Source organism: Arthrobacter sp. P1_B9 (genome assembly GCF_056406495.1).
Genome location: NZ_JBFUAA010000006.1, coordinates 220,212 through 244,220, shown reverse-complemented (window position 1 = coordinate 244,220; position 24,009 = coordinate 220,212). Strand labels below are relative to the sequence as shown.

General features: G+C 66.0%; 25 protein-coding genes. 11 read left to right on the top strand and 14 right to left on the bottom strand.

Annotated features, from left to right (window positions below; translation table 11 throughout):
• Positions 1-28 precede the first annotated feature (28 nt).
• Positions 29-643: a response regulator gene (locus tag AC1D1A_RS11220; protein ID WP_476857092.1), complete on the top strand. Its 615-nt coding sequence runs from the start codon at positions 29-31 to the stop codon at positions 641-643.
• Between the two features lie 48 nt (positions 644-691).
• Here the strand turns inward: AC1D1A_RS11220 and AC1D1A_RS11215 are convergent, their stop codons facing one another.
• From AC1D1A_RS11215 to AC1D1A_RS11205, 3 genes are all read right to left on the bottom strand, one after another.
• On the bottom strand, positions 692-1,084 hold the full coding sequence (locus AC1D1A_RS11215; RefSeq protein WP_476886498.1) for an SHOCT domain-containing protein: 393 nt from the start codon (positions 1,082-1,084) through the stop codon (positions 692-694).
• Positions 1,085-1,255: 171 nt separating this feature from the next.
• Positions 1,256-1,411 carry a hypothetical protein gene (locus AC1D1A_RS11210; RefSeq protein WP_156945122.1) on the bottom strand — a complete coding sequence of 52 codons (156 nt, stop codon included), beginning with the start codon at positions 1,409-1,411 and terminating at the stop codon, positions 1,256-1,258.
• Between the two features lie 94 nt (positions 1,412-1,505).
• Entirely contained in the window at positions 1,506-2,039 is a 534-nt protein-coding gene (locus AC1D1A_RS11205; protein WP_476886497.1) for a VOC family protein, read from the bottom strand.
• A gap of 82 nt (positions 2,040-2,121) precedes the next feature.
• On the opposite strand from AC1D1A_RS11205, the gene AC1D1A_RS11200 reads away from it, so the two are divergent.
• Both AC1D1A_RS11200 and AC1D1A_RS11195 read left to right on the top strand, forming a co-directional pair.
• Positions 2,122-2,565, top strand: a complete 444-nt coding sequence (locus AC1D1A_RS11200) for a DUF3054 domain-containing protein (RefSeq protein WP_476849253.1) — start codon at positions 2,122-2,124, stop codon at positions 2,563-2,565.
• A gap of 88 nt (positions 2,566-2,653) precedes the next feature.
• Positions 2,654-2,935 carry an Lrp/AsnC family transcriptional regulator gene (locus tag AC1D1A_RS11195; protein WP_028276733.1) on the top strand — a complete coding sequence of 94 codons (282 nt, stop codon included), beginning with the start codon at positions 2,654-2,656 and terminating at the stop codon, positions 2,933-2,935.
• Positions 2,936-3,009: 74 nt separating this feature from the next.
• On the opposite strand, the gene trpD is transcribed toward AC1D1A_RS11195, so the two are convergent.
• Positions 3,010-4,071 (bottom strand): anthranilate phosphoribosyltransferase, encoded by a 1,062-nt coding sequence (trpD, locus tag AC1D1A_RS11190; protein ID WP_223917343.1) that lies wholly within the window; start codon positions 4,069-4,071, stop codon positions 3,010-3,012.
• A 148-nt stretch (positions 4,072-4,219) separates the two neighbouring features.
• On the opposite strand from trpD, the gene ctaE reads away from it, so the two are divergent.
• The 4 genes from ctaE to qcrB all read left to right on the top strand — a co-directional run bounded on the left by ctaE (position 4,220) and on the right by qcrB (position 8,560).
• The gene (gene ctaE / locus AC1D1A_RS11185) at positions 4,220-4,858 is read left to right on the top strand and encodes an aa3-type cytochrome oxidase subunit III (RefSeq protein ID WP_230009034.1); all 639 of its coding nucleotides are present in this window, start codon (positions 4,220-4,222) and stop codon (positions 4,856-4,858) included.
• An 85-nt stretch (positions 4,859-4,943) separates the two neighbouring features.
• Entirely contained in the window at positions 4,944-5,732 is a 789-nt protein-coding gene (qcrC, locus tag AC1D1A_RS11180) for a cytochrome bc1 complex diheme cytochrome c subunit (RefSeq protein ID WP_476849256.1), read from the top strand.
• A 100-nt stretch (positions 5,733-5,832) separates the two neighbouring features.
• The gene (gene qcrA, locus AC1D1A_RS11175) at positions 5,833-6,906 is read left to right on the top strand and encodes a cytochrome bc1 complex Rieske iron-sulfur subunit (RefSeq protein ID WP_028276730.1); all 1,074 of its coding nucleotides are present in this window, start codon (positions 5,833-5,835) and stop codon (positions 6,904-6,906) included.
• Positions 6,884-8,560: a cytochrome bc1 complex cytochrome b subunit gene (gene qcrB / locus AC1D1A_RS11170; RefSeq protein ID WP_476947748.1), complete on the top strand. Its 1,677-nt coding sequence runs from the start codon at positions 6,884-6,886 to the stop codon at positions 8,558-8,560. The genes qcrA and qcrB overlap by 23 nt, the downstream gene beginning before the upstream one ends.
• A gap of 152 nt (positions 8,561-8,712) precedes the next feature.
• Here the strand turns inward: qcrB and AC1D1A_RS11165 are convergent, their stop codons facing one another.
• Complete coding sequence (locus AC1D1A_RS11165; RefSeq protein WP_028276728.1) at positions 8,713-9,504, bottom strand: GntR family transcriptional regulator; 792 nt, start codon at positions 9,502-9,504, stop codon at positions 8,713-8,715.
• 273 nt (positions 9,505-9,777) lie between these two features.
• On the opposite strand from AC1D1A_RS11165, the gene AC1D1A_RS11160 reads away from it, so the two are divergent.
• Positions 9,778-10,071, top strand: coding sequence for an HPr family phosphocarrier protein (locus AC1D1A_RS11160; RefSeq protein WP_476857041.1), 294 nt, complete (start codon positions 9,778-9,780; stop codon positions 10,069-10,071).
• Between the two features lie 196 nt (positions 10,072-10,267).
• Here AC1D1A_RS11160 and AC1D1A_RS11155 read toward each other — a convergent pair whose 3' ends face one another.
• The 5 genes from AC1D1A_RS11155 to AC1D1A_RS11135 all read right to left on the bottom strand — a co-directional run bounded on the left by AC1D1A_RS11155 (position 10,268) and on the right by AC1D1A_RS11135 (position 15,467).
• Positions 10,268-10,669, bottom strand: a complete 402-nt coding sequence (locus AC1D1A_RS11155; RefSeq protein ID WP_018773077.1) for a cytochrome c oxidase subunit 4 — start codon at positions 10,667-10,669, stop codon at positions 10,268-10,270.
• Entirely contained in the window at positions 10,666-12,387 is a 1,722-nt protein-coding gene (gene ctaD / locus AC1D1A_RS11150; protein ID WP_223917347.1) for an aa3-type cytochrome oxidase subunit I, read from the bottom strand. Before ctaD ends, AC1D1A_RS11155 begins: the two co-directional genes overlap by 4 nt.
• Before the next feature lie 10 nt (positions 12,388-12,397).
• Positions 12,398-13,270 (bottom strand): aa3-type cytochrome oxidase subunit II, encoded by an 873-nt coding sequence (gene ctaC / locus AC1D1A_RS11145; protein WP_028276725.1) that lies wholly within the window; start codon positions 13,268-13,270, stop codon positions 12,398-12,400.
• A 207-nt stretch (positions 13,271-13,477) separates the two neighbouring features.
• Positions 13,478-13,867 carry a HesB/IscA family protein gene (locus tag AC1D1A_RS11140; protein ID WP_028276724.1) on the bottom strand — a complete coding sequence of 130 codons (390 nt, stop codon included), beginning with the start codon at positions 13,865-13,867 and terminating at the stop codon, positions 13,478-13,480.
• Between the two features lie 169 nt (positions 13,868-14,036).
• Positions 14,037-15,467, bottom strand: coding sequence for a M20/M25/M40 family metallo-hydrolase (locus AC1D1A_RS11135; RefSeq protein WP_476947747.1), 1,431 nt, complete (start codon positions 15,465-15,467; stop codon positions 14,037-14,039).
• A 106-nt stretch (positions 15,468-15,573) separates the two neighbouring features.
• Here AC1D1A_RS11135 and AC1D1A_RS11130 point away from each other — a divergent pair, with 106 nt between their 5' ends.
• Positions 15,574-16,173 carry a DUF3043 domain-containing protein gene (locus AC1D1A_RS11130; RefSeq protein ID WP_476947746.1) on the top strand — a complete coding sequence of 200 codons (600 nt, stop codon included), beginning with the start codon at positions 15,574-15,576 and terminating at the stop codon, positions 16,171-16,173.
• 101 nt (positions 16,174-16,274) lie between these two features.
• Here AC1D1A_RS11130 and AC1D1A_RS11125 read toward each other — a convergent pair whose 3' ends face one another.
• Positions 16,275-17,348 carry a quinone-dependent dihydroorotate dehydrogenase gene (locus AC1D1A_RS11125; RefSeq protein ID WP_476947745.1) on the bottom strand — a complete coding sequence of 358 codons (1,074 nt, stop codon included), beginning with the start codon at positions 17,346-17,348 and terminating at the stop codon, positions 16,275-16,277.
• Between the two features lie 151 nt (positions 17,349-17,499).
• Between AC1D1A_RS11125 and AC1D1A_RS11120 the strand changes: the two genes are divergently transcribed.
• Both AC1D1A_RS11120 and AC1D1A_RS11115 read left to right on the top strand, forming a co-directional pair.
• On the top strand, positions 17,500-19,194 hold the full coding sequence (locus AC1D1A_RS11120) for an FAD-binding dehydrogenase (protein ID WP_476947744.1): 1,695 nt from the start codon (positions 17,500-17,502) through the stop codon (positions 19,192-19,194).
• A gap of 36 nt (positions 19,195-19,230) precedes the next feature.
• Positions 19,231-20,202, top strand: a complete 972-nt coding sequence (locus tag AC1D1A_RS11115; protein WP_476849260.1) for an alpha/beta hydrolase — start codon at positions 19,231-19,233, stop codon at positions 20,200-20,202.
• 6 nt (positions 20,203-20,208) lie between these two features.
• On the opposite strand, the gene AC1D1A_RS11110 is transcribed toward AC1D1A_RS11115, so the two are convergent.
• The 3 genes from AC1D1A_RS11110 to leuA all read right to left on the bottom strand — a co-directional run bounded on the left by AC1D1A_RS11110 (position 20,209) and on the right by leuA (position 23,784).
• On the bottom strand, positions 20,209-21,060 hold the full coding sequence (locus tag AC1D1A_RS11110) for an isoprenyl transferase (RefSeq protein ID WP_476849340.1): 852 nt from the start codon (positions 21,058-21,060) through the stop codon (positions 20,209-20,211).
• A 20-nt stretch (positions 21,061-21,080) separates the two neighbouring features.
• Positions 21,081-21,833, bottom strand: coding sequence for a DNA repair protein RecO (recO, locus tag AC1D1A_RS11105; RefSeq protein ID WP_079554635.1), 753 nt, complete (start codon positions 21,831-21,833; stop codon positions 21,081-21,083).
• A gap of 211 nt (positions 21,834-22,044) precedes the next feature.
• Positions 22,045-23,784, bottom strand: a complete 1,740-nt coding sequence (gene leuA, locus AC1D1A_RS11100; protein ID WP_028276716.1) for a 2-isopropylmalate synthase — start codon at positions 23,782-23,784, stop codon at positions 22,045-22,047.
• Positions 23,785-24,009 lie beyond the last annotated feature (225 nt).

Below are 24,009 nucleotides of genomic sequence, written 5' to 3'. Positions count from 1 at the left end.
CCAAACACTCGTCCGGGCGGGCTTCCGCATGGTCCTGGAAGCCCAGGACGGCGTGGAAGTCGCCGGTGAAGCCGCTGACGGCAGCAGTGGCGTCGACATGTGTCGAACTCTGGCACCGGACGTCGTGCTGATGGATGTGCGAATGCCCGGCACCGACGGGATTGCCGCGACCCGGCGCATCGTCGAGGAGTGCCCGCACTCACGGGTCATTGTCCTCACGACGTTCGATCTCGACGAATATGCCTTCGCGGCCCTCCGGGCCGGTGCCAGTGGTTTTCTGCTCAAGGATGTGGGGCCAGCTGAGTTGCTCGCTTCCCTTCGGGCCGTCGCCGGAGGAGACGCCGCCATTTCCTCCCGGGTCAGCCGCCGGATGCTGGACCTCTTCAGCCAAAGGCTTCCCTCCGGTCCCCCGGCCGCGGGCGATGAAGCGGTGGCATCACTGACACAGAGGGAACGGGAAATACTCTCGGCCATTGCGCTGGGACTCACAAACACCGAGATCGGGGAACGCCTGACCGTGGCGGAATCAACAGTCAAAACCCATGTGGGCCGCATCCTCATGAAACTCGGGCTGCGCGACCGTGTGCACGCCGTCATCTTCGCCTACGAACATGGCCTGGCCAGCTACCGGCGGCCGAACTGACCGGTGGTCCAAGGGCGGCAAATGCACCTATAGGACGCAGCGGGACGGTCAGGCCTGGCTCAGCGCCTTGGCCTTGATGGCGTCGAATTCGCTCTGGGTCAGGGTGCCGGCGTCGAGGAGTTCCTTGGCCTTGGCGATTTCCTGGGAGGGGGACGCCTTGGCCACGGAGCGGATGTATTCCGTTGTTGCGGCTTCGGACTGCTGGGCACTGCGGGCCTGGCGCTCGGCCATGCTGCGGCCCCGCGCGATCAGGTACACGAGAACCGTGAGGAACGGCACAAAGACCAGGAAGATGATCCACACAGCCTTGAGCCAACCGCTGAGTTCGTGGTCCCGGAAAATATCCGAGATAACTGCAAACAGCGCGAAAAGATACGCGATGAACGCGAATGACCAAAAGAACAGCCAAATGAAGTTCCAGAATTGCTCCACGGGAGCCATCCTTCCGTTCTGAGGAGGCCCTGCTGGCATCCTTAAGCGCCAAACTAGCCCCCCCGGGCCGTGCGACGTTAGGACCAAAGGGCCCGAATTCGGCGCGGGAGCGCCTCTCTGCGGGGTCAGCAGAAGGAACTGTGGAGCAGGCGCGGGATGGCGGAACCGGAAGCGGCGGGCCTAGAAGAAGTGCAGCTCACTGGCCGCGTCCGGCGAGGGGTGCACCACGGGAGCCTGGCCAAGTTCGAGCAGGATGTCGTTAATGCTCAGCTGGCCGTCCAGCTGAGGATCCAGCTGCACCGGAACACCAGCCTCCGGAACGGCGTCGCTACTCATGCCACGATCATATGTGCGGACAGTCCCTGGGCCGGGGGGCCACGCCGACCGGGGTCACGGACAGGGGCACCGGACGCCACGCGGACCAGGGGCGTCATGCGCCGTCGTAGGCCTCCTGCAAGGCGGCGATGTCCAGCTTGCGCATGGCGAGCATTGCCTGCATGGCACGCCGGGCGCCGTCGGGGTCGGGGCCGGCGATCAGTTGTCCCAGCACGGCCGGGACAACCTGCCACGAGACCCCGTACCGGTCCTTGAGCCAGCCGCACTGACTTTCCTGGCCGCCGTCGGTCAGGGCCGACCAGTACCGGTCCACTTCTTCCTGCGACGCGCAGTCGATCACAAAGGACACCGCCTCATTGAAAGTGAAGGCCGGACCCCCGTTCAATGCCGTGAAGGTCCGCCCGTCAAGCAGGAACTGAACGGTGATGGCCTGGCCGGCAGGCCCGGGACCGCCGTCGCCATACCGCGAGACATCGAGGATTTTGCCGCCGTCGAAGATGGAGACGTAGTACTCGGCGGCTTCCTCGGCCTGGCTGTCGAACCACAGGCAGGTGGTGATCTTTTCGCTCACAGCGCTCCCCTTGCGTTTGCCGCGCCGCCGGCAGACTCCGGCGGCGATCAGCGGCATGGGGCCGAGCCTAGCCCGGAGGTGACTTCACACACAACGGTCCCCGCCCGGAGCCCATCCTGACGGGACTAGGCTTGGATGTATGCCTTCTCCAACCCCCAAACTCCCCCGCCCGTCCGCCCAGGACGCTCCCCATTCCGGCCTCCGGCCCGCGCAGACAGCAGCCCTGGCAGCATGCGCGGATGCACTCCTGATTCTGCTGTTCGCGGCGATCGGGCGCGACGCGCACCAGCGCGGGGAAATTATCACCGGCGTCTTTGCGACGGCGTGGCCGTTCCTGGCAGGCGCGGCACTGGCATGGCTGGCCCTGCGGCTGTGGCATGACCCCCTGCGGGTGTGGCCCGCCGGCGTCGCTGTCTGGCTCGGAACCGTCGGCGTGGGGATGATCCTGCGGGCCCTCACCGGGCAGACGGTGGTGCTGCCCTTCATCATCGTGGCCCTGCTGAGCCTGGCCGTTTTCCTCCTGGGTTACCGCCTTGTGGCCGCGGGCGTTCGGCGGCTGCGTTCACGCAGCCGCCAGGCCTGATGCACTAGGCTTGCAGGAGATGGCAGCGCCCGTGCAAGGGCCGCCGACAGGCCCGCAAACGGCGCAACCGATCCGGAAAGGTTCACACGTGGTCACCGCATTCGTCCTGATCAAGACAAACGCTTCACGCATCCCGGAGACCGCCGAGGAAATCTCCGCCATCGCCGGCATCAGCGAGGTCTATTCCGTAACGGGCGAATGGGACCTGATCGCCATCGCCCGGGTCGCCAAGCACGAGGACCTGGCGGACGTCATCGCGGACAAGCTCTCGAAGGTTCCCGGCGTCGCGCACACCACAACGCAGATCGCATTCCGCGCTTACTCCCAGCACGACCTCGATGCGGCCTTTGCCCTCGGATTCGAGCAGTAGCGAACAACCGAATTACGAACAGCTCAGATGAGACGGGCCCGGCAGAAATCTGCCGGGCCCGTCTCATGTGATCTTTAGGCGGTCTGCGACAGGGCGACCCACCTGTCCAGCACCGCGGCCGCGGCTCCGGATTCAATGGACTGCTCGGCGCGGTTGAACGCGGCGGCCATGCGCTCCGCCAGCGGACCCACGGCGTCGAGGTCGAACGCCACCAGCCCGGCCGCGGCGTTGAGCAGCGCCGCATCGCGGGCCGGCCCCGGCGCACCGCCGAGGACAGCCCGGACGACGGCGGCATTGGCCACCGCGTCCCCGCCGCGCAGTTCCTCCAGCGTGGCCGTCCGGATGCCCAGATCGCGCGGATCAAACATCGCTTCAGTTACCTCACCGTTGCGGATCTCCCACACCCGCGACGGGCCGGTGGTGGTGAGCTCATCCAGGCCGTCATTGCCGCGGAAAACCAGGCCGCGGCTGCCTCGCTTGGCCAGCACTCCGGCCACCAGCGGGGCCATTTGCTCATTGGCGACGCCCACCGCCGACGCCTGGACATGTGCCGGGTTGATCATGGGGCCCAGGAAGTTGAACGCCGTCGGAACGCCGAGTTCGCGGCGGGCGACGGCGGCATGCCGCATGGAGGGGTGGAAAACCTGGGCGAAGCAAAACGTGATTCCCGCCTCTTCGGCGTTGAGTGCCACGCGGGGAATGGGGAGATCAAGCCGGACGCCGAGGGCCTCCAGGACATCGGCGGATCCCGACGAGGACGACGACGCCCGGTTGCCGTGCTTGACCACCCGGGCACCCGCTCCCGCGGCGATAAGGGCGGCCATCGTGGAGATGTTGACAGTGTTCTGCTGGTCGCCGCCCGTGCCCACGATGTCCAGCTTCTCACCGGCAATGTCAATGGGGTTGGCGTTGGCGATCATCGCCTCCACCAGGCCGGCCAGCTCATCCACGGTCTCGCCCTTGGCACGCAGCGCCACCAGGAAACCGGCCACCTGGGCCGGCGTCGCCTCACCGGACATGATGGAGTTCATGGCCCACTCAGTGCTCCCGGCTGTGAGGTCGGCGCCGCTGATGAGTGCGTTGATGAGCCGCGGCCAGGTGTTGCCTGCCGCCTGTGCAGATGCCTGTGAAGTCACCTCCCGATGCTATCGAGGTCGGCCCCGCAAAGACCAATGTGAACCCCGCCGGGAACTTTTCCGCGCGAATTCGCGTCTTTGTAGAAAAAGTCCTCCGAAAACGCGGTTTGCGTTGGGCAGGACGGACTTTTATAGACATAATGTCTATGTGACATCTGCGACCCATGCCCCCAGTACCCCGGCGCACCCGACGCTGAACCGCCCGAACATGGTTTCTGTTGGAACCGTTGTGTGGCTGTCCAGTGAGTTGATGTTCTTCGCCGGTCTCTTCGCCATGTACTTCACACTCCGTTCGACTTCCGGACTGATGTGGGCCGAAGAGACAGCCAAGCTCAACTTCCCGTTTGCGCTCGTTAACACGATCGTCCTCGTGGCAAGTTCCTTTACTTGCCAGATGGGCGTCTTCGCTGCCGAGCGGCTCCAGCCGCGCCGGACCGGCGGACGCTTCAGCTTCACCCAGTGGGGGATGAACGGATGGTTCATCCTGACGTTCCTCATGGGTGCCTTCTTCGTCGCCGGCCAGGCGACCGAGTACGCCATGCTCGTTTCCGAACATGTCTCGCTGTCCTCCAACGCCTACGGTTCGGCCTTCTACATAACGACGGGCTTCCACGGCCTGCACGTCATCGGCGGTCTGATTGCCTTCCTGCTCATCATGGGCCGCTCCTTCGCCGCGAAGAAGTTCGGACACTTTGAGGCAACTTCAGCGATCGTCACCTCGTACTACTGGCACTTCGTGGACGTCGTCTGGATTGGCCTCTTCCTGGTCATCTACGTCCTCAAGTAGTCAGCTTGACTCTTTTTCTACAAGAGGCAGAATTTCAAGAAGCGGCTCCCGGAGCCACCGCAGGATCGAATAAAGGAACCACCACGTGAAGGCACTCTCGCAGAAGCGACGTCACCCACTGGCAGCAATTGCACTGCTGCTGATGGGCCTCTTGGTCACGGGTGGGCTGTACGCCGTTGCCACCACCGTCAACCAGGCCAAGGCCGATACCACCACCTATAGCGCAAGCGACGTAAAGGAGGGCGGCAAGCTCTTTGCCGCCAACTGCGCCACCTGCCACGGCATGGGTGCCAGCGGTTCGCAGGCCGGACCGTCCCTTGTGGGCGTCGGCGCCGCCGCTGTTGACTTCCAGGTCGGCACCGGCCGCATGCCCATGCAGATGAATGGCCCGCAGGCCTACAAGAAGCCCGCCCAGTTCAACGAGGAACAGACCAAGCAGCTGGCTGCTTATGTTGCCTCCCTCGGCCCCGGCCCGGCCATCCCCGAGGCAGGCGTGCTCGATGAGAAGGGCGACGCCGCCAACGGTGGAGAGCTGTTCCGCACCAACTGCGCCATGTGCCACAACGCCGCCGCTGCAGGCGGCGCACTGACCCGGGGCAAGTTTGCCCCTGCCCTCGCGGGTGTCTCCGGGCAGCACATCTACGAAGCAATGGTCACCGGCCCCCAGAACATGCCGGTTTTCAGTGACGCGAACATCTCCCCCGAGGGGAAGCGCGACATCATCACCTACCTGAAGCAGATTGAGGCCAACGGTTCACCCGGCGGCGCCGATCTTGGTGCTTTGGGACCGGTCTCCGAAGGTCTCTTTGTCTGGATCGCCGGGCTGGGCGTCATCATCGCGTTCACCATTTGGCTGACTTCCCGCACTTCATAAGCGGACCTTGCACCTGTAAGAATTTTCTGCTGACCCGTCAGCAGTTTGAATTGAAACCTAACTCGGCACTCGCCGAGACGAGAGAAGGATGAGGCGAATTATGGGCAACCATAGTGACGGCGGTCCGAACGACTCGGGCACCGTAGCTACGGCTGGTCAGAATGAGGTGGAGAAGTTCCAGGATCCTGGAATTCCCCCGCACCGTTTGCGCCTGGCTGACACGGACCCGAAGGCCGCAAAAAAGGCAGAACGGCAGGTAGCCCTTCTGTTCGGCATCTCGGTCGTTGGCACCTTGATATTCCTGGTGGCGTATTTCGCGATCGATCTGGGGCAAGACTCCGCGATCGCCACGATCCGCCTCCAGAATGCCCTGCTGGGCATCGGCACCGCTTTCGCGATGCTGGGCATCGGCACCGGTATCGTCCACTGGGCCAAGGCCCTTATGCCGGACCACGAGGTCTCGGAAGAGCGCCACGCGATCCGCACTGAGGAAGACCGCCAGGCTGCCGTGCGCATCGTCGATGACATCGTCGAGGAAACCGGCATTAAGCGCCGGCCGCTGATCCGCAACACCCTGCTCGGCGCCGTCGCCCTCGCCCCCCTGCCGGCCCTGGCCATCTTCGGTGACCTCGGTCCCCGTCCGGACGACAAGCTGGCCCACACTCTGTGGGCCCCGGCCCCGGACGGCAGGCTCAAGCGGCTGGCCCGCGACCCGGATGGCACCCCCATCAAGGCCGCGGACGTCACCATGGGCTCCGCGTTCCACGTCATCCCCGAAGGGCTGAACGAACTGAGCGAAGGAAAGCTGAACGAGAAGGCCAAATCGGTCGTTCTGCTCATGCGCCTGGACCCGGCACTGCTCAACCCCTCCCCCGAGCGCGCAGATTGGGCCTACAACGGAATCGTTGCATACTCCAAGATCTGCACCCACGTTGGCTGCCCTGTTGCCCTGTACGAACAGCAGACCCACCACCTTCTGTGCCCGTGCCACCAGTCAACCTTCGACCTGACCCAGCAGTGCAAGGTTATCTTCGGCCCGGCCAGCCGCCCCCTCCCCCAGCTGCCTATCGCAGTCGACGCTGAGGGCTACCTCGTCGCCACGAGCGACTTCCATGAACCCGTTGGACCGACCTACTGGGAGCGTGAGCAGCATGTCCTCAACAACAACGCCTGATGCCCCTGTTTTCGTCGCCAAAACCACAGGCGGCCGCATCACCGACTTCGTCGACCAGCGTGTTGGCGGCTCCGGAATCCTCCGTGAATTCGGCCGGAAGGTCTTCCCGGACCACTGGTCGTTCATGTTCGGCGAAGTGGCGCTGTACTCCTTCGTCATCCTGCTGCTCTCGGGCACGTTCCTGACGTTCTTCTTCGATCCGTCCATGGCGGAGACGCATTATGCGGGCTCGTACACGCCGCTGAAGAACGTTGAAATGTCGGTGGCCTACAGCTCCTCCCTGAACATCTCCTTCGATGTCCGCGGCGGCTTGTTCATGCGCCAGGTACACCACTGGGCTGCCCTGCTGTTCGTCGCATCTGTCTCCGTGCACATGCTCCGCGTGTTCTTCACCGGCGCATTCCGGAAGCCCCGCGAACTGAACTGGGTGGTGGGCAGCGTTCTGCTCATCCTGTCCATGGCCGCAGGCTTCACCGGCTACTCGCTCCCCGATGACCTGCTCTCCGGCAACGGCCTGCGCATCATCGACGGCGTCATCAAGTCCATCCCGGTCATCGGCACCTACACCTCGTTCTTCCTCTTCGGCGGCGAGTTCCCGGGCACGATGATCATCAGCCGCCTGTACATGCTCCACATCCTCCTGGTTCCCGCGCTCATCCTGCTGATGATCGTGATGCACCTCTTCATGGTGGTTGTGCACAAGCACACGCAGTACCCCGGCCCGGGCCGCAACGACGGCAACGTCGTCGGCTACCCCCTGGGACCGGTTTACGCGGCAAAGGCCGGCGGCTTCTTCTTCATCGTGTTCGGTGTCGTTGCCATCATGGCGGCGTTCTTCACCATCAACCCGATCTGGAACTACGGCCCGTACGACCCCTCCCCGGTTTCTGCAGGCACCCAGCCTGACTGGTACATCGGCTTCGTTGACGGTGCCCTCCGCCTCATGCCGGGCACGATCGGCGACTGGAAGGTCGAGCAGATCTGGTTCGGCCACACGTTCACGTTCAACGTGCTGCTGCCGGCACTCGTCCCGGCGGGCATCCTCTTCACGGTCATGTTCGCCTACCCGTGGATTGAACGCTGGATCACCAAGGACAACCGCGAGCACCACGTCCTGGACCGCCCCCGCAACGCTCCTACCCGTACGGCAATCGGCATGGCCGGTTTCGTCTGGTACTGCGTGATGTGGGCAGCGGCCGGCTCGGACCTCATCGCCACCCACTTCCACGTGGCCCTGAACGATGTCACTTACTGGCTGCGCGCACTGTTCTTCATCGGCCCGGTCATCGCGTTCATCGTCACCAAGCGCGTCGCCCTGGCGCTCCAGCGCAAGGACCGCGAGATTGCCCTGCACGGCCGTGAAACCGGCCGCATCGTGCGCCTGCCGCACGGCGAGTTCATCGAGGTCCACGCCCCGCTGGATGAATACAAGCGCTACAAGCTGGTCGGCTTCGAGTCACCGGCCCCGCTGCCCGCGGTGCCGAACGAGCACGGCGTCGTTGACCGCAAGGAAAAGCGCCGCGCGAAGCTGTCCCGCTGGTTCTTCGAGGACCGGGTTGCCCCGGCCACCCCGGCAGAGCTGGAGGCCGCTCACGGCCACCACGGCGCCCACGAAGCGATCGAAACCGCTGAGTCGAAGTCGCTGAGCCACTAGGCGGCACCAAGCAATACAAAGGAAGGCCCGGTCCCTTGGGACCGGGCCTTCCTGCGTCCCCCCGAAGCTGCAGAAACAACAGGCAACGCGGGGTCACSTCGCGCCCATCAACCCCTTCGGGATGGACGCGACGTGACCCCGCGTTGCTGTGGTTAGGGGCGRTACCCTGAGGCGTAGTTCCGGGTGGGCCGGACGCCAGGCCGCTGCAGGGGCACCCAGAGCTTGTAGCGGTCAGCCCGGTAGTAGGACACGGAGTAGTCCACCATGGCGCGGGCCACGAACGCGTGGCGCTGGATCTTGAGCAGCGGGGTTCCGACCTCGACGTTCAGGAGACGGGCCGTGGACGGCGACGCAGCCGTCGCCTCGATCATGTCCTCGCCCCATTCCATCACCAGCCCGTAGCGTTCGCTCAGCACGTTGTAGAGCGATGTGGGCGGTTCGCCGTCCAGCAGGCCGGGAACCCGGTGGGCCGGGATGAAGTTTTCGTCCACGCTCATCGGTTCGTTGTCGGCCAGCAGGAGGCGCCGGAACCTGACAAGGGGTGTCCCCTCCTCCAACTGCAGCTCACGGGCCAGGAACGCGCTGGCGCCAATTTGTTCGAAGCTCAGGACCTTGGCGGCCGGGACCATGCCGCGGCGCTGCATCTCTTCGCTGTAGGAAGTCAGCTTTACCTGGAGATCCAGTTTGGGTTTGCGTACAAACGTGCCCAGGCCCACGACGCGTTCAATTACTTCCTCACCCACGAGGGCATCGATGGCTTGGCGCACGGTCATCCGGGCGAGGCCGAAGCGCTGGGCGAGGTCCCGTTCGGAGGGCAGCGCGGATCCAGGCGGGCACGCGGCGGCGATGTGCGCGCGGAGGATCTCGCGCAACTGCACGTAGATTGGCACCCCGCTCTGACGGTCGATCTCGCCAATCATCTTGGACGCGTTAGTGGACGCCATGGTTCAGCCTCCGGTTGCGGCCCGGCGCGGGAAATACACTCATATCTCAAGGGTAAGCCCGTGACCCGGCAGGTCTAGACCACGCCGCCGACTCAAGTCGTGCCGGGTACTCCCCCGCCGCTACCCTTGTAGGTACAGGCCGGAGCCGGGGCAATGCCGCCCGCCCGGCCTGACGGACTGCCTGCCGGACGCCCTCCACCTGGGTCACCGCTCGCGTGGCCAGCCCGTGCAGCAGCAACACGTACAGCACAACACCAGCATGAGGGAGTCCCGTTGCCAGTTCGCAAGGCAATCGTCACGGCCGCCATCGGCCTCCACGCCCGGCCCGCGGCAGTATTTGTCCGGGCTGTCACGGCGACCGGCCTCCCGGTGACCATCAGCAAGGACGGCAGGCCAGGCGTCGACGCCCGCTCGCTGCTGGAGGTCATGACCGAGGACTTCGAGTGCGGCTGTGAGGTGGAGCTGGCCGTCGCTGCGGACGCCCTCCCGGCCTCCTGCAGCCCCGCAGAGGCAGAGGGTGCGCTGGAGCAACTCCGGATCCTCTTGGAATCGGCAGCCGCCGCCTGAGGGCCTCCCCGCGCCCATTCGGCGGCCCGCAGTGCGGTGCCGCCCTCCAGGAGGGACGCTGCGCAGGCGGGCTGGGCGTGCAGGGACGCGCCGCACGCGGCCGGCAGGAACTCAAGAACCGAGACACAACGACGGCGGGCCCCACCAATGGTGGGGCCCGCCGTCGTGCGTTCTGAACTTTTAGTCCGGGTGGGCGCTAGTGCGCGTGGTCACCGCGGCTGTACTCGTAAACCCAGCCGACCAGTGCGACCACTGCCATCCCGCCGGCGATGAAGACGATCCACCAGCCCACGGCCAGGCCGAGGAACCCTGCGGCGCAGGACAGGCCCAGCATCAGCGGCCACCAGCTCCAGGGGCTGAAGTGTCCCTGCTCGCCGGCGCCTTCGTGGATCTCGGCGTCGTTGCGGTCCTCGGGGCGCATGCCCACGCGGCGGCCGGTGAAGCCGAGGTAAGCGCCGATCATGCCGGCGAGTCCGCCAACCAGCAGGATGGCCAGTGCGCCCACCCATTCAGTCCAGTTGGTCAGGTATCCGTAGATGAATGCAACGGGCACGAAGAAGAAGACGCCGAAGCCAAAGATCCTTGATTCGATTTTCACTTGGCGGTGTCCTTCTGGTCGGCGTTACCGAGAGCCGCTGCTGCCGGAGCAGGCGAATCCGCGGTGTAGGACTGGGAGAGCTCCGGGTGGTGCAGGTCCAGGGCAGGACGCTCGGAGCGGATGCGGGGCAGGGAGGTGAAGTTGTGGCGCGGCGGCGGGCAGGACGTGGCCCATTCCAGCGAGGCACCGAAGCCCCACGGGTCGTCAACTTCCACACGCTCGTTGCTGCGCCAGGTGATGTAGACGTTCCAGAAGAACGGAATCAGCGAGGCGCCGAGGACGAACGAGGCGATGGTGGAGAACTGGTTCATCCACGTGAAGTTGTCCTGCGGCATGTAGTCGGCGTAACGGCGGGGCATGCCCTCGACGCCGAGCCAGTGCTGGATCAGGAAGGTGCCGTGGAAGCCCAGGAACAGCATCCAGAAGTGGATCTTGCCGAGGCGCTCGTTGAGCATCTTGCCGGTCCACTTGGGCCACCAGAAGTAGAACCCGGCGAACATGGCGAACACGACGGTGCCGAAAACCACGTAGTGGAAGTGCGCCACCACGAAGTAGGAGTCCGAGACGTGGAAGTCCAGCGGCGGCGAGGCCAGGATGATGCCGGTGAGGCCGCCGAAGAGGAACGTCGCCAGGAAGCCGATGCTCCACAGCATGGGAGTCTCGAACGTGATGGAACCGCGCCACATGGTGCCGATCCAGTTGAAGAACTTCACACCGGTCGGAACGGCGATGAGCATCGTCATGAAGGAGAAGAACGGCAGCAGGACCGAGCCGGTGACGTACATGTGGTGGGCCCACACAGTCACGGACAGGGCGGCGATGGAGATGGTCGCGTAGACCAGGCCCTTGTAGCCGAAGATCGGCTTGCGGCTGAAGACCGGGAAGATCTCGGAGACGATGCCGAAGAACGGCAGCGCGATGATGTACACCTCAGGGTGGCCGAAGAACCAGAACAGGTGCTGCCAGAGGACGGCGCCGCCGTTCTCGGGATCGAAGATGTGCGCACCGAAGCGGCGGTCGGCGCCGAGGGCAAACAGCGCGGCGGCCAGCGGCGGGAAGGCCATCAGGACCAGGATGGAGGTCACGAGGGCGTTCCAAGTGAAGATCGGCATCCGCCACATGGTCATGCCCGGGGCACGCATGCAGATGATGGTGGTGATGAAGTTGACGGCGCCGAGGATGGTGCCGAAGCCGGAGAGCGCCAGGCCGAAGACCCAGAGGTCACCGCCCACGCCGGGGCTGAACGTCGTGTTGGACAGCGGCGCGTACGCGAACCAGCCGAACGACGCGGCACCCTGCGGGGTGATGAACCCGGAGACGGCGATCGTGGAGCCGAAGAGGAAGAACCAGAAGGCCAGCGCGTTCAGTCGCGGGAAGGCGACGTCGGGGGCACCGATCTGCAGYGGCATGATGACGTTGGTGAAGCCGGCGAACAGCGGCGTCGCGAACATCAGGAGCATGACGGTGCCGTGCATGGTGAAGAGCTGGTTGTACTGCTCTTTGGTCTGCAGGATCTGCATGCCGGGCTCGAAGAGCTCGGCACGGATCAGCAGCGCCATGATGCCGCCGAAGCAGAAGAAGATGAACGACGCGATCAGGTACATGTACCCGATCGTTTTGTGGTCGGTCGAGGTGATCCAGTTGACGACGATGCGTCCCTTGGACTTCGGTACTACGGGAGCCTCGAGGATCCCGGCGGATTGAGTGTAAGTTGCCACGTCGCTCCCCTTACTTGGTTTCGGCCGGGGCCGGGTTGCGGTCGTACTCTTCACCGAGCAGGCCGGTGTTCCCGTCCTGGCGCAGCTGGTTCATGTGCGCCTGGAACTCCGACTCGGAGACAACCTTCACGCGGAACAGCATTTCGGAGTGGTACTCGCCACAGAGTTCGGCGCACTTACCGTCGTAGGTGCCCTCCCTGGTGGGCGTCAACCGGATGTAGTTGGTCTTGCCGGGAATCATGTCGCGCTTCTGCAGGAAGGCAGGAACCCAGAAGGAGTGGATGACGTCGCGCGCGTTGAGCTCGAGGTCAACCGACTTGTTGACCGGCAGGTACAGGGTGGGCAGCTTGTTCTTGTCCACGTCGTTACCGGTCAGGTGCGCCTGGACGCCCGCTTCGTGAACGTCCTCGGTGACGACGTTGCCCTTCAAGTAGTTGAAGTCCCACGCCCACTGCTTGCCGCGGACGTCGACGACGACGTCGGCCGGCGTTGAGCGGTCATCGATCGACTGCTGGTCGCGGTCGGTGAAGTAGAAGAACACCAGGACCATGAACAGCGGGATCGTCAGGTAGAACACTTCAAGCGGAAGGTTGAAGCTGTTCTGGCGCGGGAAGCCCACGGTGCCCTTGCGGCGCCGGTAAGCGACGATGCACCAGATCATCAGGCCCCAGGTGATGATGCCGACGACCAGCGCGGCAATCCATGAGTTGACCCAGAGGTCCATGATGAGGTCAGTGTGATTGGTGGTGCCACGCTCGGTGGGCAACCAGCCCTTCTGTACCTCTGGTGAACATCCAGTCAAAGCCAACGCGCCGGCTAGTGCCAAGCCAGTGATCGTAGTGATCTGTTTGCGTCGGCTGCCGGTTCGGTTCTGCGAACTCACAGACGGCCCTTCCTACTTGTTGCTGTTGCCCCGCAAATTACGGGCAGGGCAAACGAAAAGTTTTACTACTCGGTGTAGAGCTTACCGCTCCCCGGGAGTTTTCGCCCACATGTCCGCACCGTGCGTCGGGAGCTTTTTGTAGGCGCCGCTCGTTGAGGATCCTGCGGCACTAAGGCCGGGCAAAATGCCCGGCCTTAGTGGAAGGAATTAGTGGAAAGAATCTCCGCAGGCGCAGGACCCGCCGGCATTCGGGTTATCGATCGTGAAGCCCTGCTTGGCGATGGTGTCCTCGAAATCGATGCTGGCACCGCTGAGGTAAGGAACGCTCATCTTGTCGACGACGACTTCGACCCCGTCGTAGTCTCGCACTGCATCCCCGTCGAGCAGCCGCTCGTCGAAGTAGAGCTGGTAAATCAGGCCGGAGCAACCGCCGGGCTGCACGGCAACGCGGAGGCGCAGATCGGTGCGGCCTTCCTGCTCCAGCAGGCTGCGGACCTTTCCAGCCGCGACGTCGGTCAGCATGACCTCGTGCGTGGCCAGCTCGCCGGCCTCGGCGGCAGAGTTGCCGGCGCTGTTTTCATTGGTTGTAGTGCTCATGGCCTACCTTCTTGCAACGGTGGTGGCGGCCCCGCTCGCACGGTGCCCGCCCCTACTTAAACGGTATGGGCTATAGCTACATGCTACTTCGCGCAGCCCTCTAGCTCTAACTTCTGACGTAACCGTGGGAGACGGCTGGATGTTCCCCGGGACCCGCCGGGCGCGGGGGCTAGAGCGCGCCTTCGTTGTTCAGGCGCGCGAGCAGCAGGGCCTCGGCGACAATTGCGTTCCGGAAGTCGCCCAGATGCAGCGATTCGTTGGCGCTGTGGGCTCGGGAATCGGGATCCTCGACGCCGGTGACCAGGATCTGCACGTCCGGGTAGAGCTCGGTGAGGTCCGCGATGAAGGGGATCGATCCGCCGATCCCCATTTCGACGGCGGGCACCCCCCAGGCTTCGCCCAGGGCCCACATGGCCATGGACGCGGCCTTCGAGCTCGTGTCCGTCAGGAATGAGTTGCCGCTCTCCCCCGGGGTGAACACCACCTCAGCGCCGAACGGGGCGTGGGTTTCGACGTGCTGGCGGACAGCCTCCATGGCGGCTGCCGGATCCTGACCCGGGGCCAGGCGCAGGCTGAACTTGGCCCGGGCCCGCGGCAGCAGGGTGTTGGAAGCTACGTCCACGGCCGGGGCGTCAAAGCCGATGATGGACAGGGCGGGCTTGGTCCACATGCGTGAGGCAATGCTGCCGGTCCCGGCGAGCTTCACGCCGTCGATCACGGAGGCGTCGGCGCGGTACTCCTCCTCGGTGAGGTCGACAACCACGTCATCGCGGCTCACCAGGCCCTTGATCGCGACGCTGCCCTCGTCGTCGTGGAGGGTCGCGATCAGGCGGGCCAGCAGGGTCGGGGCGTCGAGCACGGGGCCGCCGAACATGCCCGAATGCACGGCGTGGTCCAGGACCTTGACCTCGATGGTGCCGTCCACCAAGCCGCGCAGGCTGGTGGTGAGGGCCGGAATGCCGACCTTCCAGTTGCTGGAGTCCGCCACGACGATCACGTCGGCGCGGAGCAGTTCGCGGTGGGTTTCCAGGAACTGTCGGAACGTTGGCGAGCCGGCTTCCTCTTCGCCCTCGAAGAAGAACGTCACGCCCAGGCCCAGTTCGTCACCGAGCACCCGCGTCACCGCAGAGTAGGCGGCGATGTGCGCCAGGATGCCGGCCTTGTCATCGGCGGCACCGCGGCCGAAGAGCCTGCCGTCGCGCTCGACGGCGGTAAAGGGGTCGGTTTCCCACAGTGCCAGGTCGCCAGTGGGCTGGACGTCGTGGTGGGCGTACAGCAGGACTGTCGGCTTGCCCTCCGCGGCCGGGCGGCGGGCGACGACGGCGGGCCCGCCGGGCGTCCCGTCTTCCTTGTCGCAACGGAGGATCCGGACGTCGTCGAAGCCGCTGGCCCGCACGAGGCTGGCGACGGCGTCGGCGCTGCGGTTCAACGGGGCAGGATCAAAGCTGGGCCAGGCGATGCCCGGAATGGCGACAAGGTCCGTCAGGTGGCCGATCGTCTCGTCGAACGATTCGGCAACGGCCTGGCGGAGGGCCTCGGCATCGATGGTGCCCTCGTGGTCCATGGTGGTCTGCGGGTTCCCCGCGGTAGATGAAGTCATGGCCAAAACACTACCCGTGCTCTGAATCACTACAAACAGCGTCACGCCCGGGCCTGCGCCGTGTGGGCTGGGTCTCGGGCCTGTGTCTGCGGGGTATTCTTTAGGGGTGTTTGGACGTAAAAAGGAAGCGCCATCGGCGCAGGACGTAGTTGACCAGCAGGCATCCGAGGCAGCAGCCCGTAGCGCCGTGACCGGCAAGGGCGCACCCACGCCCAAGCGCAGCGCCCAGGAGGCGGCCCGCAAGCGGCCCCTCGTGCCGGAGGACCGCAAGGCTTCCAAGGCGGCCGAGCGCGCCGCCGTCACGGAGCAGCGGCTCAAGATGCGGCAGGCCATGGACACCGGTGACGAGAAGTTCCTGCCGCTGCGGGACAAGGGTCCGCAGAAGCGGTTCGCCCGCGATTTCGTCGATGCCCGCTTCAGCCTTGGCGAGTTCCTCATGTTCGGCGCCCTGCTGTTTGTCATCATCTCCTTGCTCGTGCCGGCCTCCAGCGCACAGATGGTCTACGTCCTGGGCGCCTTCTGGGTCATGTTCCTCGCGGTCTTCGTGGACGTCTTCATCCTCTCCCGCAAGCTCAAGAAACGGCTCGGCGAAAAGTTCGGCGACGTCGAGCGCGGCACGGTCTGGTACGGCTCCATGCGCTCCCTGCAGTTCCGCCGCCTGCGCCTGCCCAAGCCCCAGGTCCGGCGCGGCGAGTTCCCCGTCTGACCTTCCCTTCCACGATTTTTCAACCAAGAAGCCCCCGGCAGTCACCTGCCGGGGGCTTCTTGGTTGCGGCGACCGGTCCGGGCCCGATCGCAGCGTATGTTCTAGCGCCGGCTCGGGTGGGTGGCCAGCAGCCGGTTGATGCGGGCGGCCCAGAAAGGCCCCTCGTAAAGGAACGCCGTGTAGCCCTGGACGAGGTTGGCGCCGGCGTCCAGCCGTTCCTGCACATCCTGTGCCGTTTCGACGCCGCCCACCGAGACCAGGGTCAGCGCCCCGCCGGTTACGGACTTGAGCCGGGCCAGGACCTCCAGGGACCGTTTCTTCAGGGGCGCCCCGGAAAGACCTCCTGCTCCGCACGCCTCGACGTTGTCGGGGCTGGAGGCGAGCCCGGTGCGGGCGATCGTGGTGTTGGTGGCGATGATGCCGTCCAGCTTCAGGTCAAGCGCCAGGCGCGCGACGTCGTCGATGTCCTCATCACTGAGGTCGGGCGCGATCTTGACCAGGAGGGGAACGTGGCGGCCGGCGGCCTTGTCCGCCTCCTCCCCCACTGCGGCCAGCAGCGGACGCAGGGTCTCCACGTCCTGCAGCAGCCGAAGCCCGGGGGTGTTGGGCGAGCTGACGTTCACCACGAGATAATCCGCTGCGGGGGCCAGGCTGCGCGCGCTGATCAGGTAATCGGACACCGCATCCTCGAGCCCGACCACCTTGCTCTTGCCGATGTTCACCCCGATCACCGGCCGGACGCCGGGGTGCTGGCGCTGCAGGGCGGCGCGGGCGGACTTCAGGCGCGGGGCCACCGCCGCGGCGCCGTCGTTGTTGAATCCCATGCGGTTGATGACGGCCCTGTCCTCCACGAGGCGGAACAGCCGCGGCGCCGGGTTCCCGGGCTGGGCCTGGCCGGTGATGGTGCCGACCTCCACATGGCCGAAGCCGAGCTCCGCCAGCGCCTCGATGCCGTGACCTTCCTTGTCGAAGCCGGCCGCAAGGCCGAACGGGGACGGGAAGGTCAGGCCTAACGCCTGGGTCTGCAGCGACGCCGCGGGGGCGGTGAACTTCTGCAGCAACCGCCCGGCACCGCAGCTGTGGGCGAGACGAATGGCCTTGAACCCGATCTTATGGGCGCGTTCGGCGTCCATCCATGAGAAGGCCAGCCGGAAAAATGTGGGATATACGCGCATGCCTCTAGTTTTCCGGTTCGGGCCGCGCAGACCAAACCAGCGCGCGCGCCGGCACGGTTGTGACTGCCGTTGTGACTGCCCGTTGTGACTGCGGCGCCCCGCGCCCCGGGCCCGGCGGCGGAAGTGCTCCGACGCGAGTTAGCATGAAGCCATGACCAGCAATGAGGGTGTCGGAACGGGCGGCCGTGGGGCTTCGGGTCGCGGGATCGAGGCCGACGTTGTGGTGGTCGGCGCCGGCCTGGCAGGGCTCGTGGCCGCGGCCCAGGCCTATGCGGCCGGCCGCCGGGTGGCGGTGCTCGATCAGGAACCCGAGGCCTCCGTCGGAGGCCAGGCGCACTGGTCCTTCGGCGGCCTCTTCATGGTCAACACTCCGGAACAGCGGCGGCTAGGGGTGCGGGACAGCGAAGATCTGGCCCTCGCCGACTGGCATGCGTCCGCGGGATTCGACCGGCCGCAGGACGCCCTGGCAAAGGAGTGGGCGGCGGCGTACGTGAACTTCGCCGCCGGTGAGAAGCGTGCCTGGCTCGCCTCGCTGGGCGTCGGGCTGTTTCCCCTGGTGCAGTGGGCCGAACGCGGCGGCTACGGCCCGGACGGCCACGGCAACACTGTCCCGCGCTTCCATGTCGTGTGGGGCACGGGACCGGCGCTGGTGGCCCCCTTCCTTGCCAAACTGCGCGAAGGCGAAGCCGCCGGCCGCGTGTCCTTCCATTTCCGCCACCGCGCCACCGGGCTCGTGAAAACTGCGGGCCGGGTGAGCGGCGTGCGCGGCGAACTGCTCGAAGCCAGTGGCGCAGGCCGGGGTGAAAGCTCTTCCCGACGCCCTGACGGTACTTTCGAGGCTGCGGCCGCGGCCGTGGTGGTGACAAGCGGCGGCATCGGCGGCAACCACGATGTGGTCCGCAAGCAATGGCCGGGCGGCGCGGCGCCGGAGCGGATGTTGAGTGGCGTTCCGGCATCCGTGGACGGGGACTTCCTCCCGGCCGTGGGCCGCGCCGGCGGACACCTCATCAACGGGGACCGGATGTGGCATTACCCGGAGGGTATCCACAACCATGCCCCGGTCTGGCCGCGGCACGGCATCCGGATCCTGCCCGGACCGTCGGCCCTATGGCTGGACGCGACGGGGCGGATGCTCCCGCCTCCCCTGTTTCCGGGTTTCGATTCGCTCGGCGCCCTGCGCCACATCCTGGCCACGGGACATGCCCATTCATGGTTCGTCTTGAACCGCAGCATCGCGCTGAAGGAGTTCGCGCTGTCAGGATCCGAGCAGAACCCGGATCTCACGGGCAAGGACGTCCGTCGGCTGGTCTCACGGCTGAAGCCCGGCAGCGATACACCGCTGCAGCGGTTCCTGGACCGCGGGGTCGACTTCCTGCAGGCAGCGGACCCCGCCGGGCTCGCCGGGCAGATGAACGATCTGACGGGCGGGCAGCTCATCGACCCCGCTGCCCTGGAGCAGCTGATCCGCGACCGGGACCGGCAGTTTGCCAGCGGGATGGGCAAGGATCCGCAGCTGGCGGCGATCCGGGCAGCGCGGCGTTTCGCCACCGACAAGATCATGAGGGTCGCCCCGCCGCACCGGCTTCTGGATCCGCGGCACGGTCCCCTGCTCGCCGTCCGGCTCTCGGTCCTGACGCGCAAGAGCCTTGGCGGGGTGCAGACCGACCTGCAGTCGCGGGTCCTGGATGCCGCCGGGCAGCCCGTGCCCGGGCTGTTCGCGGCCGGTGAAGCCGCAGGGTTTGGCGGCGGCGGAATCCACGGCTATCGGTCCCTCGAGGGAACGTTCCTGGGCGGATGCCTCTTCTCCGGACGTTCCGCGGGCCGGGCCGCTGCGTCCGCGGCCTAGTCCGAGCAGGCACTCAGCAACACAGGAGGAAAGTCGATGCAGTGGCGGACCGACATTCTCGGGGATGATTTCCAGGCGTGCACCTTTGAGGCCGTCAGCCCTGACGGTGTGCTGCGCACTGCCACCCTGGTCCGCCATACCCCGCTCCCGCCGGCACCATCGGCGCTGCCGGCCCGGGCGGTGCTGTTCCTGCACGGCTGGAGTGACTACTTCTTCAATGAGGAGCTCGCGGAATTCTGGGCGGGGCAGGGGTTTGAGTTTTTCGCCCTCGACATGCACAACCATGGCCGCAGCCTGCGTCCGGGCACCCACGGCGGCTACGTCGCGGACCTGGACAACTACGACGCCGAGATCACTGCAGCGCTCGGGATCATCGGCTCGCTCAGGCCGGACGGTGCGGCGCCGCAGGTGACGCTGATGGGACACTCCACCGGTGGCCTGATCGCGGCGCTGTGGGCCGACAGGCATCCGGGGATGGTGTCACAACTGGTCCTGGACAGCCCATGGCTGGAAGTCCACGGCAGCCCCGCCCTGCGCCGCGCCGCGCGGACCATGGTGGAGCCGTTCGCCCGGTTCTGGCCGGAGTCTGTGATCCGGCTGCCCGAGCGGGCCTTCTACTGGCGCAGCATCAGCAGCGCCGCGGAAGGCGAATGGGCCCTGGACGATGCCTACCGTCCGCCGCACGCCTTTCCGGTCCGCGCCGGCTGGCTCAGCGCCGTGCTCGCCGGGCAGTCCAAGGTGGCGCGTGGCCTGAACATCGACGTGCCCATCCTGGTGCTCATCTCGGGCGCCAGCGCCAACGGGATGTTCTGGAAGGAGTCCATGCGCCGCACGGACGCGGTCCTGGACGTGAACACAATCGCCCTCCGCGCGCTCAGCCTGGGCCGCACCGTGACGCTGGAGCGGATTGACGGCGCCCTGCATGACGTCTTCCTCTCCGCCCCGCGGGTCCGCGCGGACGCCTATGCCCGGCTGTCCCGGTGGATCAGGGCGTACGTCTACGACTGACGCGGATCAGCTGACCTGGCCGCCCGCGGCGGGAGCGGCGTCGATGGCCCCACCGTACCGGCGGTCCCGCTGTGCATAGATCTCGACGGCGTCCCACAGCGTCCGCCGGTCCACGTCCGGCCACAGGGTGTCCATGAACACGAACTCGGCATAGGCCGACTGCCAGAGCATGAAGTTGGAGAGCCGCTGTTCCCCGGAACTGCGCAGGAACAGGTCCACGTCCGGCAGGTCCGGCTCGTCGAGGAACTTCTGGATGGTCCGCTCGGTGATGGCCCCCGGCTTCAGCCGGCCCTGGGCCACTTCCTCCGCGATCGCGGAGACGGCGTCGGCGATCTCGGCCCGTCCGCCGTAGTTGACGCACATGTTCAGGGTGCACGTGCTGTTGCCTCGGGTGTAGTCCTCGGCCTCTTCGAGTTCGCGGATCACCGAGCCCCACAGCTTCGGGCGCCGCCCGGACCAGCGGATCCGTACCCCCCATTCATCGAGCTGGTTCCGCTGCCGGCGCAGGACGTCCTTGTTGAAGCCCATCAGGAAGCGCACCTCCTCAGGGGACCGCCGCCAGTTCTCGGTGGAGAAGGCGTACACACTGACGTATTCGATCCCCAGCTCGATCGCGCCGGCCATGACGTCCAGCAGGGCAGGCTCCCCTGCTTTGTGGCCCTCGATCCGGGGCAGGCCGCGCTGGTTCGCCCAGCGCCCGTTGCCGTCCATGACGATCGCCACATGCCGCGGGATGAACTCCGCGGGAATCGCGGGCGGAACAGCGCCGGACGGGTGCGGGTAGGGAGCCACCACCGGGGTGGTCCGCCGCGGACCGTTGGACTGTTTTGTCTGGCTTTTCTCCAGGTTCTTTCCCAGGCTTCTTCCCAATGCCACTTTTACGTTCGCTCCACATGTTTGAGGGATTTCAGGACTCGTTCCAGGTGCCACTGGAGGTAGCTGGCTACCAGGCCTGCCGCTTCCCGGCGGTGGACGGACGCGGAGGCATCCGCCGTCGTCCAGTTTCCGGTGAGCAGGGCACCCATGAGGAGCACTGTCTCCGGGGCTGGCGCGGGCGATCCCGGCGGCCGGCACCCGTGGCAGACCATGCCGCCGAGCGGCGCGGAAAAGGCGGTGTGCGGCCCGGGCGCACCGCACCGGGCGCAGTCGGTGAAGCTGGGCGCCCAGCCGCCGGTCGCGAGGGCGCGGAGCAGGTAGGAATCCAGGATGAGTTCGGGGGCGTGGTCGCCCCGGCTCAGGGAGGCGAGGGCCCCCACCAGCAGGTTGTACTGGGCGGTGCCGGCTTCGCCGTCGACGTCGGTGAGCTTCTCCGCCGTTTCGGTCATGGCGGCCGCCACCGTGTACCGGCCATAGTCCGCGGCGATGTTCCCGCCGTAGGCGCCCTTGGCCACGGCCTGCGTGACGACGTCCAGGGTCCGCCCGGAAATCAGCTGGAGATCGGCCACCATGAACGGTTCCAGCCTGGCGCCGAACCGGCTGCTGGTGCGCCGGACCCCCTTGGCCACCGCCCGCACCTGGCCGTGGTGCTTGGTCAACAGGGTGATGATCCGGTCGGCTTCGCCCAGCTTATGGGTGCGCAGCACGACGGCGTCATCACGGTAGGCACGCGCTGCAAAGGATTGTTGGACCACAGTTAATCTTCGCACTGTCTTTACGGAATCACGGCATGGGCAGCGCCGCCGAGGCAGAACGGTAAAAGACTGAGATAAAAGACTGAGGCAAAATACTGCGCCGCCGGAGTGTTCCGGCGGCGCAGTCATGCATTGGTTCGCCAGTGCCTGCCCGTCCGGGGACGGATCAGGCGCGGACGGATCAGGCAGGGACGAATCAAGCAGCGACGGATCAGGCGCGGGCGTCCCGGATGGCGCGGTTCACGGCCGAGATGACGGCCTTGAGGGCTGACGTGCTCGTGTTGGCATCGATCCCCACGCCCCAGAGCACGCGCTCCCCCACGGCGCATTCGACATACGCGGCGGCCAGGGCACTGCCACCCTCGGAGAGTGCGTGTTCGCTGTAGTCCAGGACCCGGACGTCCACGCCGTCCTCGCGCAGGATGCTCAGCAGGGCCGCGATGGGGCCGTTCCCGGTCCCGGTCCGGCGGACCTGGGTCCCGTCGATCTTCAGGGCGGCGGTCAGCGTCATGTCGCCGTCTTCGTCCGTCTCCGTGCTGATCGAACCGAGGGCGTAGCGGCCCCACTGCGTGTCGGCAGAGCCCGAGGGCAGGTATTCGTCCTGGAAGACCTGCCACAGCTGGGGTCCGCTGACTTCTCCGCCGACCGTGTCGGTCCGTTTCTGGATGACGCCGGAGAACTCGATCTGGGCGCGGCGCGGCAGGTCCAGGCTGTGCTCGTTCTTGAGCAGGTAGGCGACGCCGCCCTTGCCGGACTGCGAGTTGACCCGGATGACCGCCTCGTAGCTCCGGCCGAGGTCCTTCGGGTCCACCGGCAGGTACGGGACCTGCCAGGTGTAGTCGGCCACGTCCTTGCCCGCCGCGGCCGCGTCCTTTTCGAGGGCCTCCAGGCCCTTCTTGATCGCGTCCTGGTGCGAGCCGGAGAACGCCGTGAAGACGAGGTCTCCGCCGTACGGGGACCGCTCGGCCACCGGCAGCTGGTTGCAGTACTCCACCGTGCGGCGGATTTCGTCGATGTCGGAGAAGTCGATCATCGGGTCGATGCCCTGGACGAACATGTTCAGGCCCAGGGTCACCAGGTCCACGTTGCCGGTCCGCTCGCCGTTGCCGAAGAGGCAGCCCTCGATCCGGTCTGCCCCGGCCAGGTAGCCCAGCTCGGCGGCGGCGACGCCGGTGCCGCGGTCGTTATGCGGGTGCAGGGACAGGATGATGCCTTCGCGCGGGTGCAGATTCCGGCTCATCCACTCGATGGAGTCGGCGTAGACATTGGGGGTGGCCATTTCCACCGTGGCAGGCAGGTTGATGATGACCTGACGGTCCGCCGAGGCCTCGAAGACGTCGGCGATCGCGTTGCAGACCCGGATGGCGTACTCCAGCTCGGTGCCGGTGAAGGACTCGGGCGAGTATTCGTAGGTGATGTGCGTATCGGCGAGGGTTTCCTCGTACTTCTTGCACAGCCGAGCACCCTGCAGGGCGATGTCGAGGATGCCGTCCTCGTCCTGGTTGAAGACCACGCGGCGCTGCAGGACGGACGTGGAGTTGTAGAGGTGGACGATTGCCTGCTTCGCCCCGACCAGGGACTCATAGGTCCGCTCGATCAGGTGTTCGCGTGCCTGCGTCAGCACCTGGATCGTGACGTCGTCCGGGATGTGGTTGCCCTCGATCAGCTGCCGGACGAAGTCGAAGTCCGTCTGCGATGCCGAGGGGAACCCGACCTCGATCTCCTTGTAGCCCATCCGGACCAGCAGGTCGAACATCTTCAGCTTGCGGGCCGGGCTCATGGGATCGATGAGGGCCTGATTGCCGTCGCGCAGGTCCACGGCGCACCAGCGCGGGGCCTTGGTGATGACTTTGTCCGGCCAGGTGCGGTCCGGCAGTTCAACGGTGATCTGGTCCTGGAACGGGATGTAGCGGTGGACCGGCATTCCTGAGGGCTTCTGTGCGTTTCGCATTACAATCGGGGCCTTTTCTGTGATTCTTGGTGAAAGGGTGGCCGGGCAACACAAACTCCGCAGCGAGGGTGGGCCTTGCGCTAGATCGCGTCTGAGGCCTCGCCGCGGCAGCTAAGAAGGAGCAGTTCTGCGCGCACCTTTTCACAGTAACACGGGTGCGTAAGATGAAGGAGCCAGACCACCGTAACGTCCACCATGCAGACCGTGCGCCGGCAAACGCTCCGG

Excerpts from the sequence above, each read along its gene's own strand:
- AC1D1A_RS11220 (WP_476857092.1), top strand. The coding sequence starts at position 29 with ATGGTCCTGGAAGCCCAGGACGGCGTGGAAGTCGCCGGTGAAGCCGCT.
- AC1D1A_RS11215 (WP_476886498.1), bottom strand. The coding sequence starts at position 1,084 with ATGGCTCCCGTGGAGCAATTCTGGAACTTCATTTGGCTGTTCTTTTGG.
- AC1D1A_RS11210 (WP_156945122.1), bottom strand. The coding sequence starts at position 1,411 with ATGAGTAGCGACGCCGTTCCGGAGGCTGGTGTTCCGGTGCAGCTGGAT.
- AC1D1A_RS11205 (WP_476886497.1), bottom strand. The coding sequence starts at position 2,039 with ATGCCGCTGATCGCCGCCGGAGTCTGCCGGCGGCGCGGCAAACGCAAG.
- AC1D1A_RS11200 (WP_476849253.1), top strand. The coding sequence starts at position 2,122 with ATGCCTTCTCCAACCCCCAAACTCCCCCGCCCGTCCGCCCAGGACGCT.
- qcrA (WP_028276730.1), top strand. The coding sequence starts at position 5,833 with ATGGGCAACCATAGTGACGGCGGTCCGAACGACTCGGGCACCGTAGCT.
- qcrB (WP_476947748.1), top strand. The coding sequence starts at position 6,884 with ATGTCCTCAACAACAACGCCTGATGCCCCTGTTTTCGTCGCCAAAACC.
- AC1D1A_RS11140 (WP_028276724.1), bottom strand. The coding sequence starts at position 13,867 with ATGAGCACTACAACCAATGAAAACAGCGCCGGCAACTCTGCCGCCGAG.
- AC1D1A_RS11135 (WP_476947747.1), bottom strand. The coding sequence starts at position 15,467 with ATGACTTCATCTACCGCGGGGAACCCGCAGACCACCATGGACCACGAG.
- AC1D1A_RS11125 (WP_476947745.1), bottom strand. The coding sequence starts at position 17,348 with ATGCGCGTATATCCCACATTTTTCCGGCTGGCCTTCTCATGGATGGAC.
- AC1D1A_RS11120 (WP_476947744.1), top strand. The coding sequence starts at position 17,500 with ATGACCAGCAATGAGGGTGTCGGAACGGGCGGCCGTGGGGCTTCGGGT.
- AC1D1A_RS11115 (WP_476849260.1), top strand. The coding sequence starts at position 19,231 with ATGCAGTGGCGGACCGACATTCTCGGGGATGATTTCCAGGCGTGCACC.
- leuA (WP_028276716.1), bottom strand. The coding sequence starts at position 23,784 with ATGCGAAACGCACAGAAGCCCTCAGGAATGCCGGTCCACCGCTACATC.